The sequence below is a fragment of the Pseudonocardia sp. DxW genome (assembly GCF_058448985.1).
This window is the reverse complement of sequence record NZ_JBZFLK010000035.1, coordinates 1-17,593: the sequence shown is the minus strand read 5'-3', so window position 1 is coordinate 17,593 and position 17,593 is coordinate 1. Positions and strand designations below refer to the sequence as shown.

General features: G+C 71.7%; 17 protein-coding genes, 3 pseudogenes and 1 other annotated feature. Of the genes and pseudogenes, 12 read left to right on the top strand and 8 right to left on the bottom strand.

Annotated features, from left to right (window positions below):
• Positions 1–47 precede the first annotated feature (47 nt).
• Positions 48–455 carry a RidA family protein gene (locus ACVJO7_RS31645; RefSeq protein WP_491675986.1) on the top strand — a complete coding sequence of 136 codons (408 nt, stop codon included), beginning with the start codon at positions 48–50 and terminating at the stop codon, positions 453–455.
• Here ACVJO7_RS31645 and ACVJO7_RS31640 read toward each other — a convergent pair.
• Both ACVJO7_RS31640 and ACVJO7_RS31635 read right to left on the bottom strand, forming a co-directional pair.
• Positions 416–1,069 carry a TetR/AcrR family transcriptional regulator gene (locus tag ACVJO7_RS31640; RefSeq protein WP_491675985.1) on the bottom strand — a complete coding sequence of 218 codons (654 nt, stop codon included), beginning with the start codon at positions 1,067–1,069 and terminating at the stop codon, positions 416–418. The two genes, ACVJO7_RS31645 and ACVJO7_RS31640, sit on opposite strands and share 40 nt — an antisense overlap.
• A 26-nt stretch (positions 1,070–1,095) precedes the next feature.
• Positions 1,096–1,731 (bottom strand): GTP cyclohydrolase II, encoded by a 636-nt coding sequence (locus ACVJO7_RS31635; protein ID WP_491676005.1) that lies wholly within the window; start codon positions 1,729–1,731, stop codon positions 1,096–1,098.
• A 45-nt stretch (positions 1,732–1,776) separates the two neighbouring features.
• Here ACVJO7_RS31635 and ACVJO7_RS31630 point away from each other — a divergent pair, with 45 nt between their 5' ends.
• Entirely contained in the window at positions 1,777–2,487 is a 711-nt protein-coding gene (locus ACVJO7_RS31630; RefSeq protein WP_491676004.1) for a creatininase family protein, read from the top strand.
• Between the two features lie 90 nt (positions 2,488–2,577).
• Here ACVJO7_RS31630 and ACVJO7_RS31625 read toward each other — a convergent pair.
• A pseudogene (locus tag ACVJO7_RS31625) lies at positions 2,578–3,441 on the bottom strand (lysylphosphatidylglycerol synthase domain-containing protein); the annotation flags it as partial.
• Positions 3,442–3,735: 294 nt separating this feature from the next.
• The gene (locus ACVJO7_RS31620) at positions 3,736–4,581 is read right to left on the bottom strand and encodes an endonuclease/exonuclease/phosphatase family protein (protein WP_491675984.1); all 846 of its coding nucleotides are present in this window, start codon (positions 4,579–4,581) and stop codon (positions 3,736–3,738) included.
• Positions 4,582–4,721: 140 nt separating this feature from the next.
• Here ACVJO7_RS31620 and ACVJO7_RS31615 point away from each other — a divergent pair, with 140 nt between their 5' ends.
• Positions 4,722–5,432 (top strand): RibD family protein, encoded by a 711-nt coding sequence (locus tag ACVJO7_RS31615; RefSeq protein WP_491675983.1) that lies wholly within the window; start codon positions 4,722–4,724, stop codon positions 5,430–5,432.
• 359 nt (positions 5,433–5,791) lie between these two features.
• Here the strand turns inward: ACVJO7_RS31615 and ACVJO7_RS31610 are convergent, their stop codons facing one another.
• A complete protein-coding gene (locus tag ACVJO7_RS31610; RefSeq protein ID WP_491675982.1) occupies positions 5,792–7,111 on the bottom strand; it encodes an ISL3 family transposase in 1,320 nt (439 codons plus the stop codon).
• Positions 7,112–7,393: 282 nt separating this feature from the next.
• Between ACVJO7_RS31610 and ACVJO7_RS31605 the strand changes: the two genes are divergently transcribed.
• Positions 7,394–7,624, top strand: a complete 231-nt coding sequence (locus ACVJO7_RS31605; protein WP_491676003.1) for a class I SAM-dependent methyltransferase — start codon at positions 7,394–7,396, stop codon at positions 7,622–7,624.
• A 153-nt stretch (positions 7,625–7,777) separates the two neighbouring features.
• Here the strand turns inward: ACVJO7_RS31605 and ACVJO7_RS31600 are convergent, their stop codons facing one another.
• The gene (locus tag ACVJO7_RS31600) at positions 7,778–9,067 is read right to left on the bottom strand and encodes an ROK family transcriptional regulator (protein ID WP_491675981.1); all 1,290 of its coding nucleotides are present in this window, start codon (positions 9,065–9,067) and stop codon (positions 7,778–7,780) included.
• Positions 9,068–9,198: 131 nt separating this feature from the next.
• Between ACVJO7_RS31600 and ACVJO7_RS31595 the strand changes: the two genes are divergently transcribed.
• The 7 genes from ACVJO7_RS31595 to ACVJO7_RS31565 all read left to right on the top strand — a co-directional run bounded on the left by ACVJO7_RS31595 (position 9,199) and on the right by ACVJO7_RS31565 (position 15,276).
• Positions 9,199–10,047, top strand: coding sequence for a sugar phosphate isomerase/epimerase family protein (locus tag ACVJO7_RS31595; protein WP_491675980.1), 849 nt, complete (start codon positions 9,199–9,201; stop codon positions 10,045–10,047).
• 14 nt (positions 10,048–10,061) lie between these two features.
• Complete coding sequence (locus ACVJO7_RS31590) at positions 10,062–11,105, top strand: Gfo/Idh/MocA family protein (RefSeq protein ID WP_491675979.1); 1,044 nt, start codon at positions 10,062–10,064, stop codon at positions 11,103–11,105.
• Positions 11,102–12,022, top strand: a complete 921-nt coding sequence (locus tag ACVJO7_RS31585; protein ID WP_491675978.1) for a sugar phosphate isomerase/epimerase family protein — start codon at positions 11,102–11,104, stop codon at positions 12,020–12,022. The genes ACVJO7_RS31590 and ACVJO7_RS31585 overlap by 4 nt, the downstream gene beginning before the upstream one ends.
• A gap of 128 nt (positions 12,023–12,150) precedes the next feature.
• Positions 12,151–12,444 (top strand): lycopene cyclase family protein, encoded by a 294-nt coding sequence (locus ACVJO7_RS31580; protein WP_491675977.1) that lies wholly within the window; start codon positions 12,151–12,153, stop codon positions 12,442–12,444.
• A gap of 42 nt (positions 12,445–12,486) precedes the next feature.
• On the top strand, positions 12,487–13,374 hold the full coding sequence (locus ACVJO7_RS31575) for an alpha/beta fold hydrolase (protein WP_491675976.1): 888 nt from the start codon (positions 12,487–12,489) through the stop codon (positions 13,372–13,374).
• Positions 13,371–14,462, top strand: a complete 1,092-nt coding sequence (locus tag ACVJO7_RS31570) for an agarase (protein WP_491675975.1) — start codon at positions 13,371–13,373, stop codon at positions 14,460–14,462. Before ACVJO7_RS31575 ends, ACVJO7_RS31570 begins: the two co-directional genes overlap by 4 nt.
• 1 nt (position 14,463) lies before the next feature.
• Positions 14,464–15,276 carry a mycofactocin-coupled SDR family oxidoreductase gene (locus tag ACVJO7_RS31565; protein ID WP_491675974.1) on the top strand — a complete coding sequence of 271 codons (813 nt, stop codon included), beginning with the start codon at positions 14,464–14,466 and terminating at the stop codon, positions 15,274–15,276.
• Positions 15,277–15,680: 404 nt separating this feature from the next.
• Here ACVJO7_RS31565 and ACVJO7_RS31560 read toward each other — a convergent pair whose 3' ends face one another.
• Positions 15,681–16,238, bottom strand: coding sequence for a FadR/GntR family transcriptional regulator (locus ACVJO7_RS31560; protein ID WP_491676002.1), 558 nt, complete (start codon positions 16,236–16,238; stop codon positions 15,681–15,683).
• Positions 16,215–16,310, bottom strand: a pseudogene (locus ACVJO7_RS31555) (FadR/GntR family transcriptional regulator); the annotation flags it as partial. The gene ACVJO7_RS31560 and the pseudogene ACVJO7_RS31555, both read right to left, overlap by 24 nt.
• Positions 16,311–16,743: 433 nt before the next feature.
• Here ACVJO7_RS31555 and ACVJO7_RS31550 point away from each other — a divergent pair.
• A pseudogene (locus ACVJO7_RS31550) lies at positions 16,744–17,501 on the top strand (IS3 family transposase); the annotation flags it as partial.
• Positions 17,043–17,177, top strand: a sequence feature (AL1L pseudoknot). It overlaps the preceding pseudogene by 135 nt.
• Positions 17,502–17,593 lie beyond the last annotated feature (92 nt).

Here is a 17,593-nt window from a genome sequence, read left to right as displayed (position 1 = left end):
ATTGCTGTGTTATGTTTTTGACCTCCACGACGAGAGGAACCGGAAGAATGAGCGTCGCGCTGGTCCATCCCGAGCGGGTCAACCGGGTCGACGTCCACCACCAGGTGGCCGTCACCCAGGGCACCCGCACCGTCTACCTGGCCGGACAGGTCTCCTGGGACGCCGAGGGCAACCTGGTCGGGAAGGACGATCTGGCCGCCCAGGCCGAGCAGTGCTACCTCAACATCGCCGCCGCGCTCGACGCGGTCGGCGCGACCCCGGCCGACCTGGCCAAGGTCACCGTCTACCTGGTCGACCTCACCGAGGAGCGGGCCGGCCGGTTCCTCGCCGGACGCGAGCGAGCCGCCGCGACACTGGGCGTCGAGTTCCAGCAGCCGAGCACCTGGATCGGGGTCACCACACTCGCGGCGCCCGGCTACCTGGTCGAGGTGGACGCGGTGGCCGTGCTGCCCTGAGGCGGACGCAGCGCGATCCAGCCCGCCTCGACCGAGCGCCGGCACAGCGCGGGATCGTCGCCGGCGGCGACGATCACCGCGGTGAGCAGGTGGACGCCCGAGGCGAGCGTCCGACGCGAGGCCACCCGGCTCACGATCAGCGACACGATCCCGTGGCAGACCGTCCAGACGTCGGTGCCGAGCCGGGCCGGATCGACGTCCGCTCCGATCCGGCCCGCGTCGCGGCAGCGGTGCGCGGCACGCACCAGGTAGCCGAGGGTCGCCTCGGCGGCGTCGATGTCCTCGAGCTCGACGGTCGCGTCGAACATGACCCGGTACAGGTCGGGATGCTCCAGGGCGTTGACGGCGTAGGCGGCCACCCCCGCCACCAGGTCCTCGACCGGGTCGGCCGGGACGACGAGCGCCTCCAGGCGGGCCGCCAGCCGGGTGAAGCCCTCCTGGCGCAGCGCCCGCCACACCCCGTCGATCCCGCCGAAGTAGGTGTAGACCGCCATCGTCGAGACGCCGGTCCCCTCGACCAGCGACCGCAACGTGATCGGCTCGCGGTCCCGGAGCATCCGGGCCGCACGCTCCAGCAGCAGTGTGCGCACCGCCGGGTCCTTCCGCCTCGCCATCCGCCGGACTCTATAGCATCGCGACGCTATGGAAAGCGGGCCGGGTCCAGCTGCGGCAGGTGGTGGCCGAGCCGGTCGCGCTTGGCGGTCAGGTAGCGCTCGTTGTGCTCGGTGACCGGCTCCAGCAGCGGCACCAGCTCGGTGACCACGATCCCGTACCCGGTGAGTGCCTCCACCTTCGCCGGGCTGTTGGACAGCAGCCGCACCCGGTCGACGCCGATGTGCCGGAGCACGGCCGCCGCGGCACCGAAGTCCCGGACGTCGACCGGCAGCCCCAGCGCGACGGCCGAGTCGACCGTGTCGAGGCCGTCCCCGTCCTGCAGCACGTGGGTGCGGATCTTGGCGAGCAGCCCGATCCCGCGCCCCTCGTGACCACGCAGGTAGACGATCACCCCGCAGCCCGCGTCGACGACGGCGTCCAGCGCCGAGGACAGCTGGTCACCGCACTCGCACCGCGTCGCACCGAACACGTCGCCGGTCAGGCACTCGGAGTGCACCCGCACCAGCGCCGCGCCGGCCGCCGCCGGGTCGCCGTGCACCAGGGCGAGATGCTCCGGCCCACCGGCGTGCTCCCGGAAGGCGATCGCCCGGAACCGTCCGTGCCGGGTCGTCAGCTCCGACTCGGCGACCTCGGCCGGGCCGCCTCGACTCGGATCCTCCACAGTTCCTCCTCCGCACCGGGGCGGACCCGTGAGAGCCTCGCCCACATGTGTTCCGTTCCGGCCGACACCACGGTCGACCTCCGCGACCGTGCCGTCCCGGCCGCCGTCCTCCCGGTGGGGAGCCTGGAGCAGCACGGCCCGCACCTGCCCCTCACCACCGACACCCTCGTCGCGACATCGCTCGCCGCCCGGATCGCGGACGCGTACCCGGTCCGACTGCTCCCCCCGGTGACGATCTCCTGCTCGCACGAGCACGCCGCGTGGGCCGGCACCGTGAGCATCTCGGCCACCACCCTCGCCGCGGTCGTCACCGACATCGCCGCCTCGCTGCACGCCTCCGGGGTCCCCGCGCTGGTGCTGGTCAACGGGCACGGCGGCAACCACGTCCTGCGCAACGTCGTGCAGCAGGCGTCGGTCGGGCCGATGCCGATGGCACTGTTCCCCGGCGGCGACGACTGGGGCGCGGCCCGCGCCGAGGCCGGGCTGGTCACCTCGTCGGCCGCCGACATGCACGCCGGCGAGCTGGAGACCTCGATCCTGCTGCACACCCATCCGGAGCAGGTCCGGCCGGACTTCGCCACCGCCGACCACGACGCCGACGAGCGGCCGTACCTGCTCAGCCGCGGGCTGCAGTGGTACTCCACCTCCGGGGTCGTCGGCCGGCCGTCCCTGGCGACCGCCGACAAGGGCCGCGACGTCCTGGCCACCCTGGTCGCCCGCTTCGCCGGGCACCTGCACGCCCTCGGCACCGGCTGAACGCGCGCCCGGCGCGGTGACCGGGGCGGCGTCGGCCCGGCGCCGCATCAGCACCACCACCGCTCCCGGTGCGCAGGCGACCAGGCCGAGGATCCCGTAGATCACGGCGGTCGCCATGCCCTCGGCGGCCGGGAGTCCGACCGCCGCGAACCCGGCGACGGCGGCCGCCTCGCGCGGGCCCCAGCCGCCGACGTTCAGCGGCACGGTCATCGCCACCATCGCCAGCACCAGCAGCGGCAGCAGTTCGGCGGTCCCGGCAACCGATCCCGCCGCCCGCGCGGCGAGGACGAACATCACCAGGTAGCAGCCGAGCTGCCCGGCCGAGGCCAGCAGCAGCACCGCGCCCGGCCCGGCCCGCAGCACGGCGCGGACGTCGGCGAGCAGCCGGCGCAATCGTGTCCACAGCAGCCGGCAGACCACGGCCACCAGCACGAGCACTCCGCCGACCACCCAGCCGGCGCCGCCGGGGATCCGGTCGCCGGCCGCACGCAGCAGGTCGGGCTGGGCGATCAGGACGACGACCGCGGCCGCGTAGAGCACCACCTGGCAGGCCACCCGCTCGAGGACGACCGCGTGCACGCCGCCGGTGACGTCCCCGGCGCGCCGTCCGTGGCTGACCGCGCGGTGCACGTCACCGAGCACACCCGAGGGCAGCACCGAGTTGAGGAAGCTCGCCCGGTAGCAGTCGCCGACCGCCCCGGTCCCGCTCAGGCGCAGGCCCAGCGCCCGGGCCACCGCGCACCAGCGCCACGCCGTGCAGACGATCCCCAGTGCACCGAGCACGAGCGCGGCGAGCACCGTGGAGACCTCGATCCCGCGCAGCCGCTCCAGCACCGGGCCCGCGCCGACCTGCACGACCAGCACCACCAGCAGGGCGATACCACCGGACACGCGGAGCAGTGGTGACAGGCGCGTCCATCCGTGCACCCTCACTCCGCCGGCCTCCGGCGGCATTGCGCGCGTCGATCCCGGCCGGGACCACGACGTGCACCGGGTCGCGCCCCCGTGACGAGGTCTCGGACGGTGTTGCTGAGCAACGGTTCTCCCGGCGTGCCGACTGCTGTGCGGAGACCGCTCCCGCCCGGCCGACAGCGAGATGTCGCGCGCGTGCGGTTGTTCTCCGACTGTTCGTCCTGTTTTCGGCCGGAGACGGCTCTTCGGTTCATTTTCGACGAGAAGTCCGGCATGTCGGCGTGCGACGCGCCTGTCATCAGATCGTGTTGCAACGGCGCGGGCAGAACCGTCGGGTCAGGGGGTGACCGGGTCCAGCGTGACGAGCATCGCGGGGTGGTCGGTGGTGCCGCGCATGTCGACCTGCCGGAAGTCCGCGGCGACCAGATCGGGCGAGGCGACGACGTGCTGCCGACCGTCGTCGCCGACGTCGGTGAAGCCGTCCGGCAGGCACCCCAGGAAGTCCGGGTCGTCGCCCGGACCGAGATTGAGGTCCGCGCCGACCACCGTGGGACCGGCGCCGTCGCGGGCCCGCAGCTCCCCGACGACGTCGTCGAAGAGGTACCGGCACTGGGCGACGGCGACCGAGCGGTCGGTGTAGGCCAGGTGGGTGGTGCAGGCGGTGAGCGCGCTCCCGGCGCCGGTGTCCAGGCACAGCCACGCCCGTTCCTCGGGGTCGAGCGGATCCTGTGCCGGATGGATGCCGGCGCTCGCGACCGCCGACGGCGTCTGCGACACCACGCCGATGCCGAACTGCCCGCCGTCACGGCAGGGGTAGGGCCCACCGGTCCCCCGGTCGCGCGCCGGCTGGAAGTGCGAGGAGGTCGACGCACCGGGGGCGGCCTCGGCGAGCGCCCGTTCGAGCACCGCGACGTCGTCCACGCAGATCTCGTTGAGCGTGATCACGTCCGGCACCTCGGCCCGGATCACGGCGGCTCCCTCCTCCACCGCCCGCCCGGTGAAGCACCCGGCGATCCCGCTGTTGCACAGGTTCATCTGCAGGAACCGGAGCGGCGGTGCCGGATCCGGCGGTGCAACGGCCCCCGGCGGCCCGCCGGGTTCGGCCGCGCACCCGAGGAGGACCGCCATGGCCACGGCCAGCATCCCGACCTGCCGGTACGCACGGCGGGCGCTCGAGGTCATGTGGAGCCCTTCGGATCGTGGACGAGGTCGAGACGGACTACATCATCCGCGGCGGACGCCCGCCCGGTACGGGCGAGCGCTTCCGGTGCGGTTCGCCGCCCGGCGGGCCACCACGCGGCGGTCGCGTAACCTCGCCGGACGTGACGAATACCGCGACGGCCGACCGCTCCGGGCGCCCGTCCGGGCCCTACGTCCTGGCCTCGGTGGCGGTCTCGCTGGACGGCTACATCGACGACGCCGGGCCGGGCACGCTGGTGCTCTCCGACGCCGACGACCTGGACCGGGTCGACGAGGTCCGTGCCGGGGTGGACGCGATCCTGATCGGGGCCGGGACGGTGCGCGCCGACGATCCCCGGCTGCGGGTCCGCTCCGACCGGCGGCGCGACGAGCGGATCGCCGCCGGCCGTCCGCCGTCGCCGCGCCGGGTGATCCTCTCCACGAGCGGGGACCTCGATCCCACGGCCGCCGTGTTCACCTGCGAGCGGTCGGACCCTCCCCTGGTCTACACCGCCGACCGGGCCGTCGACGGGGCACGCGCCCGGCTCGACGGCGTGGCCGAGGTCGTCGGTGCGGGCGAACCGCCGACCCCGTCGTCGGTGCTCGCCGATCTCGCCGCCCGCGGGGTGGAGCGGCTGCTGGTCGAGGGCGGCGGCGCCGTGCACACGGCGTTCCTCACCGCGGGCCGGGTGGACGAGTTGCACGTCGTCGTCGCGCCGTTCTTCGTCGGTGACGCCCGCGCGCCCCGGTTCGTGCACGACGGCAGGTTCCCGCAGAGCCCGGAGCGTCCGATGACGCTGGTCGAGGCCCGCCCGATCGGCGACCTGGTGCTGCTGCGCTACCGGCCCCGCTGAGCGTCGGTCCCCGCGCAGTCGTCCGCCGCGGCCCGGACCAGTTCCCGCGACGGCGGCAGCCGACATCACGTCGAGGCCGGTGGTGGGCTCGAACACCGGCAGCACTCTGCCCCGGCGCGGCAGCCGCGGGCGGATCGCACGCCGCGACGGCCCGGCATCGTCGCCGGACGGCAGCACGATGCCCGAGTCGGGCTGCAGCGCCCCTCGTACGCCCGCGCCAGCCCATCGGACCACTGGTGCGGCCGCTGCCGCAGCCGGGTCGCGGCGTCGGGCAGCCCGAACCCGGGTGGGCGGATCCACCGCAGCCCCGGTCCCGGCCAATCACATGCGAACGTGCCGGATCGGCACGTTTTCTGGCTCTACGCCGCTGAGCGTGGTAGTCGCCCTCTGATCGGCGTGGCGTGGATGGTGCCCCAGTCGACTCCGCAGTGCAGCAGTAGGCGGAGCCGGTAGTTGTCGAAGTTGCGGAATCCGTGCCCGACTCGCTTGATCTTCTTGATCAGCAGGTTGACGGTCTCGGTGGGCCCGTTCGAGATGCCGCCGGTGTCGAAGTAGGCGAGGAACTCGACCCGCCAGGAGTCGATCGTGTGAGCCAGGCGGGTGAGTTCGGGGATGTCGGCGTCCGCGCAGTAGGCCAGCCACCGGTAGAGGGCTGCGTCGGCGCGAGCACGGTCACCGGCGTGGTAGATCAGCTGCAGGTTCTGGGCTGCGACCCAGGTCCGGGCGAGTTGCTCATCGGCGGTGTCACCGGCGTCGAGCACGGCCAGCAGCCGCGCCCAGGACTTCTCGCTGTGGTGGTCGTGGCGGCGGCGCAGCAGCCGGCGGATGCCGTAGAGCGGGTCCCCGGTGCGGCCGCGGTGCCCGAGTTGTTCTTGCTGGATGCGGCGGCGGACGTCGTCGACGGCGGCGAACCCGAGACGCACGACGTGGCACGCGTCGAGGACCCGCACCGCGTCGGGCAGCGCGGTGCGCAGCGCACTGGCGTAGCCCCGATAGGGGTCCAGGGCCGCGGTCGTGATCCCGGTCCGCCAGGACGGGGCCTGCGTGTCGACCCAGCTCAGCAGCGCGGATGCGCTGCGCCCGTTGACGATGTCGAGTAGCCGAGCCGGCCCGCGCCCGCGGGTCAGGTCCACGATGCCGGTCACGGAGCTGGTCGCCCGCGTTGCAGCGGCGGCCTGGAATGCGGTCTCGTCCACCCCGACCGCGTCGATGCCGGCGAGCCGGCCCGGGTCGTCCACCCGGGGTTCGCCGTGCTCGCGGACTGCGGCCATCGCGGTGCGCCCTCCGATCCCGAACTTCCGGGCCACCGACGCGACCGACGCGCCGTCCTCACCCACGCGTCGGCAGATCTCGGCTCGCGCACGGGCGGTCAACGGGGCCCGCGCCGCGATCGCCGTGCTGGTCTCGGTCCACGTCCTGGTCGGGCACAGCCCGTGCGGGCACCGCCACACTCGCTTGATCCACACCAGGGTGACCGGTCGTCCGGCCGAGGGCAGGTCCCGCACCCACACCGGCCGCCGATCATGCAACACCGCGACCGCGGCGCAGGTCGGGCAACCGACCAGATCCGCCGTGGTCTCGATCGCCTGTTCAAGCTCGCCGTCGTGCTCCGACACGGCGAGCACGACGAAGCCCGCCATGCTCAGCATCGCCGCGGCAGCACTACGCTCTCGTTCCACCTGGGGCCTCCCGATCTCGTGTCCTGAACACCACGGATCGTGAGGCCCCAGGCCCATGTTCAGGCCCAGGTTGAAGATCGTGTTCTACAGCGACGCACCACGCTCAGGGGCGAAGAGCCCGTTTTCTGGCTGCTCCGGGGACGACCCGGCAGCGTTCCCGTCATGACGCCTCGTACGGAGACCGGAATGCCGTAGCCCGCCCCGGAGGACACCCCACAGACCTACTGGGACGCCTTCCACGGCAGCCTCGGCGTTCCCGACCAGGTCCCTCCCCCGAACCCGCTGCTCGTCGAGGAGGTATCCCGGCTCCCGGGATCGGCACTCGACCTCGGGTGTGGATCCGGCGGTGACGCGATCGGGCTGGCCGGACTCGGCTGGCGGGTGACCGCCGTGGACGTCTCCGGCGAGGTCCTGCGCCGGGCGGGCCGGTGTGCGGGTCGACTGGCAGCGCCACGACCTCACCGAGACCTTCCCTCCGGGCCGGTACGACCTGGTCTGCTCCCAGTGAAGTGACACCTACTGGCCGGACGCCTTGGGGCGCCCCGGGTTCAGCGGGGTCAATTTTCAGAATCCGTTGACAACCCGCTGGCGCGGCGTATCCCGAGTCTGCGCGGCAGAGCGCCGCCCGACGATGCGCAGCTGGCTATGCCAGCGATAGTCGTCCGGTCAGGCGCCGGCCACCGGATGCGGATGCAGCCCCGGCATCCCGGCGGGACTGCCGTGCGGGATCCACCGAGCGAGCAGGTCCCGGCCGAACAGCTCGTCGACGACCATGAGGCCCGCGCCGGTCGGACCCGACCGTTCACCCAGCGACGTCCGCACGATCTGCAGGTCACGTGTGGCCAGCGGCAGCGACCGCCGGTAGACCGACTGCCGGACGCTGGCCAGCAGCAGGTCACCGGAGGCTCCGACCCGGCCGCCGAGCAGGATCATCGACGGGTTGAAGAAGTTGACCATCGCGGCCACCGTGTCGCCGACCAGGCGACCGGCCCGGGTCAGCAGTTCCACCGCGACCGGGTCGCCGAACTCGGCGGCGAGCACAACGTCGTTCGAGGTGATCTCGCCCGCCTGGGCCAGCCGTTCGGCCAGGTACTCTCCCCGGCCCGCTCGGACGGCCGCCGTTGCGTCGCGGGCCAGCGCTGCGCCGCCGACCAGCGCCTCCAGGCAGCCGACATTGCCGCAGCGACACCACACCTGCTCTGCGTCGGGCACCGATCCGGTCAGTCCGACGTGTCCGATGTCGCCCGCCGCGCCCTGCGCGCCGCGGTGCAGTCGTCCACCGGAGATCAGTCCGGCCCCGATTCCGGTACCGATCTTGATGAGCACCAGGTCGGGGGAGCCGGCTCCGCGGCCGGCCCGGTACTCACCCAACGCCATCGCGTTGACCTCGTTGTCGACGAACGCGGGCGCATTATAACGGGCGGCCAGCCGCTCGCGGACGGGGTAGCCGTCCCAGCCCGGCATGATCGGTGGCGCCACCGGGCGGCCGGAGGCGAACTCGACCGGTCCGGGCACCCCGAGACCGATGCCCCAGACCGGGGTGTCCCGGTCGGCGAGCAGCTCGTCGAACAGTCCCTCGACCCGGCTCAGACTGGCCTCCGGTCCGGCGGCGATGTCCCAGTCTCGACCCCAGTGGTCGATCAGGCGCCCGCTCAGGTCGGCCACGCCCGCATCGAACCCGGTCGCCCCGAGCGAGGCCACCAGCAGCACCCCTGCATCGGCCTGGAAGCGCAGCTCGCGTGGCGCCCGGCCGCCGGTGGACATGCCGAGGTCACCTTCGGTCACCAGGCCGGCTGCCTCCAGCTGACCGAGCCGCTGCGATATGACCGTGCGCCCGAGTCCGGTGCGACGGGCCAGTTCCGGGCGCGTGCGCGCGCCGCCGGAACGAACCAGGTCGAGCACGGTGACCAGCGTGTCGAGCTGGTCCGGCGCGACACCCTGCACGGACAGTCCCACTCGGTGGCCTCCTCGTTCCGCCTCGGCCGGACTTCCGAGATTAGTCCATTGACTTCCGTGCAGATCAAACTTTAGTGTCGTCACACTGATCGGAAGTGCGGGCATTGAGGCCGCACCGGAGGAGGTGGGCCGTGCGCCTGGGCTATCACTCGATCACCTGGGGCGGAGTCACCGGCGCCGCCGCTGGGGTGACCAGCGTGAAGGATCTCGTCTACCGGGTCCCCGGCGACATGCACCGGGCGCTGCGCGAGATCTCCGCCGCCGGCTACCGGGGTGTCGAGATGTTCGACGGGAACGTGCGCGAGTTCGCCGACGGCGACCCCGCTTCGCTGTCCCGGCTGCTGGACGAGACCGGGCTGTCGCTGGTCGGGGTCTACACCGGCGCAAACTTCGTCTATCCGGAGATCCTGCCCGACGAGCTGCACCGGGTGCGCCGGGCCGCCGAGGACGCCGCCCGGTTCGGGGCCGGCCAGCTGGTGGTCGGTGGTGGCGCACCGCGTGCGCACGGGATCGCCGACGGCGATCACGACCGGCTCGCCCACGCCCTCGACACGGTGGCCGGGATCGCGGCGGAGCACGGCCTGTCCGCCTGCTACCACCCCCATCTGGGGACGATCGGCCAGTCTCCGGAGCAGGTCGAGGCCGTGTTCTCCCGATCCTCGATCGGCTTCTGCCCGGACACCGCCCACCTGGCCGCCGGTGGTGGCGACCCCGCCGCGCTCATCCGCCGCCACGCGGACCGGATCCGGCACGTGCACCTCAAGGACCTCGGGGCCGACGGCGCCACGTTCCTGCCGCTCGGCCGCGGCGCGCTCGACCTGGACGGCGTGCTCGCCGCCGTCGCCGAGTCCGGCTACGACGACTGGCTGGTCGTCGAGCTGGACTCCTACGACGGCGACCCGGCCGAGGCGGCCCGGATCAGTCGCGCCTGGCTCGACGGCGCGCTGGACCGGGCCGGGCTGACCGTGACGACGAGTTGAGACGGGAGCAACCGATGGCGGGCAGGCTTCGAGCCGGGATCATCGGCGCCGGGTTCATCGGCGGCGTGCACGCGCACGCCGTCCGGGCGGCCGGGGGCGAGGTGACCCGCGTCGCGGCCTCGCGCCCCGACCGATCGGAGGAGGCCGCCGTCCGGCTCGGTGCCCGCACCGCGGCCGTGAGCGGCGACGCCCTGATCGACGCCGACGACGTCGACGTCGTGCACGTGTGCACCCCGAACTCGACGCACGTCGCTCTGGCCCGCCGGGCGCTGGCCGCGGGCAAGTCCGTGATCTGCGAGAAACCCCTCGCGACGACGCTGGACGGCGCGCGGGAACTGGCCGCCGCGGCCCGCGGGCTGGTCGCGACGGTGCCGTTCGTCTACCGCTTCTACCCCGCGGCCCGGGAGATCCGGGCCCGGGTCGACGCAGGCGAGGCCGGGCCGCTGCACCTGCTGCACGGGGCCTACCTGCAGGACTGGCAGGCCGCCGGAGCACCGGCCGGCTGGCGTGGCGACGCGGCCGAGGGCGGCGCACACCGTGCGTTCGCCGACGTCGGAGTGCACTGGTGCGACCTGGTCGAGTTCACCAGCGGGCACCGGATCACCCGCCTGCTGGCCGCGACCGCGGGTGGGGGTACCGCCAGCACCGTGCAGTTCGAGACCGACACCGGTGCCACCGGTTCGGTCGTGGTCAGCCAGACCGCGCTCGGCCGGCGCAACGCCCTGCGGATCTCCCTCGACGGCGAGCGGGCGGCGTACCGCTTCGACCAGGAGGCCCCGGAGGCGGTGCGGATCGGTGGCATCGACGGCGACCGGACGCTGCACCGTGGCTCGTCGGCGTCGTCGGAGGCCGCGGCGCGTTACTCGCTGCTCCCGCCCGGGCACCCGCAGGGCTACCAGGACTGCTTCAACGCGTTCGTGGCCGACACCTACGCCGCGGTCCACGGCGGCGCACCGGACGGGTTGCCCACGTTCGCCGATGGCCTGCGCGCCGCGGCACTGACCGACGCGGTGATCCGCTCGTCGGAGTCCTCGACCTGGGTGGAGGTGCCCTCGTGAAGCTCGGAATGCTCACTGCCTGCCTTCCCGACCAGCCGCTGGAGCAGATCGCGGCCTGGGCTGCCGGACAGGGCTACGAGGCATTGGAGGTGGCGGCCTGGCCGGCCGTCGGCGACCGCCCGTTCACCGCCAGCCACCTCGATGTCAGCTCGTTCGGCGAGCGGGAGGCCGACAGCACACGTGCGCTGTTCGACCGCCACGGCCTGACGCTGAGCTCGCTGGCGTTCTACGACAACAATCTGCACCCCGATCCGGGCGAGCGGAAGGCCGTCAACGACCACGTCGCCGCCTGCATCGACGCCGCCGCGCTGCTCGGCTGTCCGACCGTCGGCACGTTCGTCGGGCGACACCCGGGAAGAACGGTCGCGGAGAACCTGCGCGACGCCGAGGAGATCTTCCCGCCACTGGTGGAGCGGGCCGGCGAACACGGGATCAAGCTGATCGTCGAGAACTGCGTGATGGAGGGCTGGCACCCGGACGGCTACCCGGGCAACCTCGCCTACTCCCCGGAGCTGTGGGAGTGGATGTTCTCGCTCGGGCTCTACCTCAACTACGACCCGAGCCACCTGATATGGATGGGCATCGATCCGGTCGAGGCGCTACGGCCCTACGTCGACCGCATCCCGCACGCGCAGGCCAAGGACATCCAGCTCTTCCCGGAGCGGCGCCACCGCTACGGCTGGCCGGGCAAGGCCGTCGATCGCGAGGACCCGTTCGACGTCGGCTGGTGGCGTTACCGGGTGCCCGGCCTCGGCGACGTGGACTGGCGCCGGGTCGTCGACACCCTCTATGAGGGCGGCTTCGACGGCGTGCTCTCGGTCGAGCACGAGGACCCGGTCTGGGGCGGCACTGAGGACCGGGTCCACACCGGCCTGCAGGTCGCCCACCGCACCCTGCGGCCGCTGATCGTGGCCTGAGCCGCTCGGCGGGGCCCGGCCGGGCCCCGCCTGCACCCCCGCACCTCGGTGAGAAGGGCGGGACGACGGCAGGCCCCGTGCGGAGCCGGCCCCACCCGTGCACTGCCCGCCGCAAAGGAGCTAGGGAGATGAGCGAGACCGTCGACGTCGTCGTGGTCGGCGGCGGGACGGCCGGCTGCATCGTGGCGGCCCGGCCCAGTGAGGACCCCGGCCGGCGGGTGCTGCTGATCGAGGCCGGGGCCGACTACGCCACCGCAGTACCGGCCGCCGTGCTCGAGGGCCGGGTGGTCCCGATGCGCGGACACGTGGCGGACGTCGGCCCCCGCCACGACCGAGGCCGGCCGCCGAGGGCCGGCGGCGCACCGACCTCGGTGCCGATCGCGTTCCTGCGCTCGGCGGTCGTCCGCCGGGCCCGGTCGTGACGGCCCCGGAGCAATCACCACCACCTACGAAGGAGCGAACCCATGGAGATCGTCGACCACCACGGTGAACGGGTCCGGCACGGCCGGGCCACGGTCAACGGCGTCCGTCTGCACTACCTGACCGCGGGCGAGGGCGAGCCCGTCCTGCTGCTGCACGGGGTGCCCAAGACCTCCTATCACTGGCGGCACGTGATCCCGCTGCTCACCCCGCACTACCGGGTCGTGGTGCCGGACATGCGCGGGCTCGGGGACTCCGAGCACGCCGACGGCGGCTATGACATGGCGAACGTCGCCGAGGACTTCGCCGCACTGATGACCGAGCTCGGCCACGAGCGCTTCCGGGTGGTCGGCGAGGACTGGGGCGCCGCGGCCGCCTACCAGCTCGCCGCCCGCCACCCCGACCGCGTGCAGCAACTGGTCTACCAGGAGATGATCCTGCCCGGATTCGGGCTGGAGGACTACTCGTTCCTGACCCCGGACAACGTGCGCAGCTACGTCTGGCTCTGGCACATCAACTTCTACTCGGTCCCCGAGTTCCCCGAGATGCTGATCAACGGTCACGAGCGGGAGTACTTCTCCTACTTCATGAAGCACGAGACGCACGATCCGTCGGCGATCACCCCCGATGCGCTCGACGAGTACGTGCGTTGCTACTCCTCGCCCGGCGGCGTCAAGTGCATGTGCGAGATCTACCGGGCCACGCTCACCGACGGCGACCAGAACAGGGAGTCCGCGAAGACCCGGCTCCCGATGCCGGTGCTGGCCGTGGGCAGCGAGCACTTCATCGGTGCCGACAACGAGCGGCAGATGCGAGAGGTCGCCGACGACGTGCGCGCGGTGATCCTGCCGTGGGGCCACCAGCTCGCCGAGGAGTCGCCGGAGGAGCTGGCCGGGCACTACCTGCGCTTCTTCGCCGGGGAGATGGCGTGACCTACGCGATCCGCGACGGTCGGCTCGTCGATCCGGACGGGAATCCGTTCCTGTCCCTGGGCCTCAATCACACCGACGAGACGGCACTGAAGTTCCCGCGCAACGTCGACGTGTGGCGCGAGCGCTACGGGTCGCGGCAGAGCTGGATCCGGGACGGCGTCGTCGCGGACCTGCGCGGGTGGGGGTTCAACACGCTGGGTTGGACGAGCGAGTACGTCGCGGGCGGCTGGGGCGAGGCGCTGGACTGGTTCGGCGACCCGATCGACCTCAAGCACTCCGAGCAGTGGTCGGCCGCGGAGCTGCGCGGCGCCGGGATGCCCTACGTCGCCCAGGTGCGGGTGGCCGAGATCGAGGACTGGAACGGCCACCCGGCGTTCCGCCCGCTCGACGACGACTTCGCCGACTGGTGCGACCACCTGGGGCGCGCGATCGCCGCCGAACACGCCGTCTCGCCGGACCTGCTCGGTTACTTCCTGGTCGACATCCCGGCCTGGTTGCCGCACGCGTCCGGGCGGGACTTCGCCGAGCTCGTCGGCCTGGACACGGCCGCACGGGAGCGCAAGCTCTACGACGTCGCCAGCCGCTACTACGAGACGATCGCGACGGCGATCCGTCGCTACGACCCACACCATCTGATCCTCGGCGACCGGTTCAACGGCAACAAGGGGATCCCGGAACCGGTGCTGCGCGCGATGGCCCCGCACGTCGACACGCTGTCGGTGCAGTACTTCACCGAACCCACCGACGAGTCCCGTCGCAGGATGCACGACGACCTGGCCCGCTGGCGCGCTCAGTGCGGGGACAAACCGGTGATCGTCGCCGACGTCGGGAACTGGACCCCGACCGAGCTCAACCCGCACCGCGAGGGCCTGCCCGACCACGCCGCCCGCGGCGCGGACTACGGCGCCGCGATGGAGGCGCTGCTCGACGAGCCCTGGTTCGCCGGCTGGCACTGGTGCGGTTACGTGGAGAACACCGGCGGTCGCGGCTGGGGCCTCAAGGACCCGTGGGACGAGCCCTACCGGCCTCTCACCGACGCGATCACCGAACACAATCGCCGCGCGGCGGCGTACCGAAAGGAGAACTGAGATGGGCCAGCTGGACGGCAAGGTCGCGGTGATCACCGGCGGCGGCCGCGGGCAGGGACGCGCGCACGCGCTCCGCCTCGCCCGTGAGGGCGTCGACATCGTGACCTGTGACATCACCGAGCAGGTGGGCTCGGTCCCGTTCGACACGGGGCGTCCCGGCGACCTGGACGAGACCGTTGCACAGGTGGAGAAGCTGGGCCGCCGCTGCGTCGCCCTCGAGGGCGACGTGCGACGCACCGCGCACATGGCCCGACTGGCCGACGCGGCGATGAGCGAGTTCGGCCGGATCGACATCCTGCTGGCCAACGCCGGGATCCTCAGTCTGTCGGAGAACACCTGGGAGCTCACCGACGAGGCCTGGGACGACATGATCGACATCAACCTGACGGGCGTGTTCAAAGCCTGCCGGGCGGTGGTCCCGCACATCAGGGCGGGCGGCAACGGCGGCTCGATCGTGATCACGTCGTCGATCGCGGGCCTGCGCGGGGTGGCCGGTTGCACGCACTACACGGCGGCCAAGCACGGCATCGTCGGACTGATGCGCACGCTGGCCAAGGAGCTCGCGCCGGAGTCGATCCGGGTGAACACCATCCACCCCACCGGCGTCGCATCGCCGATGTCGAACAACGACTTCTTCCCGCAGTGGCTGACCGAGCACGAGGAGCTGGGCAACGCCATGCGGTTCAACCCGATGCCGGTGGACGCCCTGGCCGAGGCCGACGTGTCCGAGGTGATCGCGTTCCTGTGCTCCGACGCCGGAAAGTGGATCACCGGGACGACCGTCCCGGTGGACGCGGGCTTCATGCTCAAGTAGGAACTGCTGCTCAGGCCTGAAGAGGTTCGACCAGAACGGCGAGCTCACCGTTCACGGCGGCTCCGAGGTCAACGGGTGCGCGCTCCGCCCGCAACGGGTGCGCTCGTGCGACCCGGTAGGCCTGCGGCGCCCATGAACGATCCATTTTGTGCGCTGGAGCGGCGTCGCCGTCGCGATATTCGGCTTCCGTGGGATGGGAAGGAGGCCAGCCCCGTCTCGTGTAACGTCGAGAACGCGACCTGCGACGCGCTCGCAGCGTTCGAGTGGACCAGGTGCCCAGGCTTCCGGAGTTGACCGTCAACGATGCGCTGTTTATGATTCGGGAGTCACAGATATCCAACGGCGACATCCCTTCGGGCGGATGCCCTTACAAAACCTCACCGCTGACAACAATGCACTCGAAGCTACGCAGCTGTTGACCGGAGATTCGACGTAGCCGAGTGACGTGGTGAGCACACGTCCGTGAGATTCGCGATAATATCCCGCTCGACATCGCGAATGTGTTTCACGGCCGCTGTGCGTGCCTCGCGGACTCGCTTTCCAGTCACCGCGTCGACGATCGCGCGGTGGCCGATGTCCGCGGTCTCTCGACGCCCCGGCAGTCCGATGACCTGGAGAGAGTAGTCCACGAACAGGGGTTCGATCGACGAGTGGAGAGTTAACAGGATCGGGTTTCTGGTGATCTTTGTGATCGTTCTATGCAGGTCAGCGTCGAGGGCAACGAAGCCTTCATCGCTCAGGTCGGGATCCGCCATCGCCGTGATAATGTCATGCAGCACAGTCGCGTCATCCGGAACGACGCGTTGAGCGGCGAAGCCCGCCGCATCGCGTTCGAGGGTGATGCGTGCCTCGAAAAGTTCCGGCACTGTGTGCTCGCCAAGTATCAACAGTTGTGACAGGTCGGGCGTCCGGCGTGTCTTGCTGACGACGAAGACGCCGATCCCGTGGTCGGTTCGGAGCATCCCGTTGGCCTCGACGATCCGGATCGCTTCCCGCATCGAACTGCGGCCGATTCCGAACTGCTCCGCGAGTACGCGCTCCGGCGGTTATTTGTCCCCCGGTGCGAAATCCCCTCGGCCGATCATCAATTCGAGTTGCTCGGCAACGGAGTCGGCGACCTTCAGACGGCGGACAGGTTCGATCTTGCCTTGGCTCATGCCGACCGTTCGTCCCCTTCTTGACGATAGTGCTGTGGGCGGTGGTCTGAAGAGTAGTGGTCTGGCCTCCTGGTTCGCCAGCGGCCCTAGGGAGTGTCTGACGGATCTTGGTCGGGTTGTCGGCCAGGATGGGGGCCATGGCTGAGCGTCGGGTGTTGTCGGATGAGGCGTGGGCGTGGCTGGAGCCGCGGCTGCCTGATCGGACCCCGCGTCGGGGTGGGCGGTGGCGTGATCACCGGCAGGTGATCGAGGCGATTGACTCGCCCTGGGTTCGGTGAAGGCTCTTGACCTTGGAAACGAGGATGGAGCCATGCCGAGAGAGCAGTCGCCGGGCAAGCCGACAACGCGTCGCTACTCCGAGGAGGAGAAGGCTGCCGCGGTGCGGATGGTCCGCACCCTGCGAGCGGAGCTGGGCCACGATCACGGGACCGTGAAGCGGGCCGCCGAACAGCTCGGCTACGGGGTCGAGTCGGTGCGCTCGTGGGTGCACCAGGCCGATATCGACGACGGCCACGCCCCCGGCGTCACCACCGACGAGGCCGCTCGGGTTCGTGAGCTCGAGCAGGAGATCCGCGAGCTGCGCCGGGCCAACGAGATTCTGAAGCGGGCCGCGAGTTTCTTCGGGGCGGAGCTCGACCGCCGGCATCGCAGGTAGTGGCGTTCATCGATGCCCACCGCCACGACGTGGTCGAGGGCAAGCCGCTCGGGGGCGAGCCCATCTGCCGGGTCCTGCAGGTGGCCCCGAGCACCTACTACGCCGCCAAGACACGCCCGCGCTCGGCGCGGGCGTGCCGGGACGCGGAGCTCACACCACAGCTGATCACGTTGTGGGAGAACAACTACCGCGTCTACGGAGCCCGCAAGCTCTGGAAGGCAGCCGGCCGAGCCGGCCTGGATGTGGGCCGGGATCAGGTCGCCCGGCTCATGCGTACGGCCGGCATCGAGGGCGTGCGGCGGACGAAGAAGACCCGCAGCACCCGGGCCGACCCGGCCGCCACAAGACACCCTGACCTGGTGGAGCGCCACTTCCAGGCCGAGGCACCGAACCAGCTGTGGGTCACCGACCTGGAGCGCCACGAGGCGCTGTTGAACCGAGTGGAGGTGAGAGACCTTCGCCGCCGTGTCGTCGCAGCGGCGCAGTGAAGCTGGGGGCAGTCCGG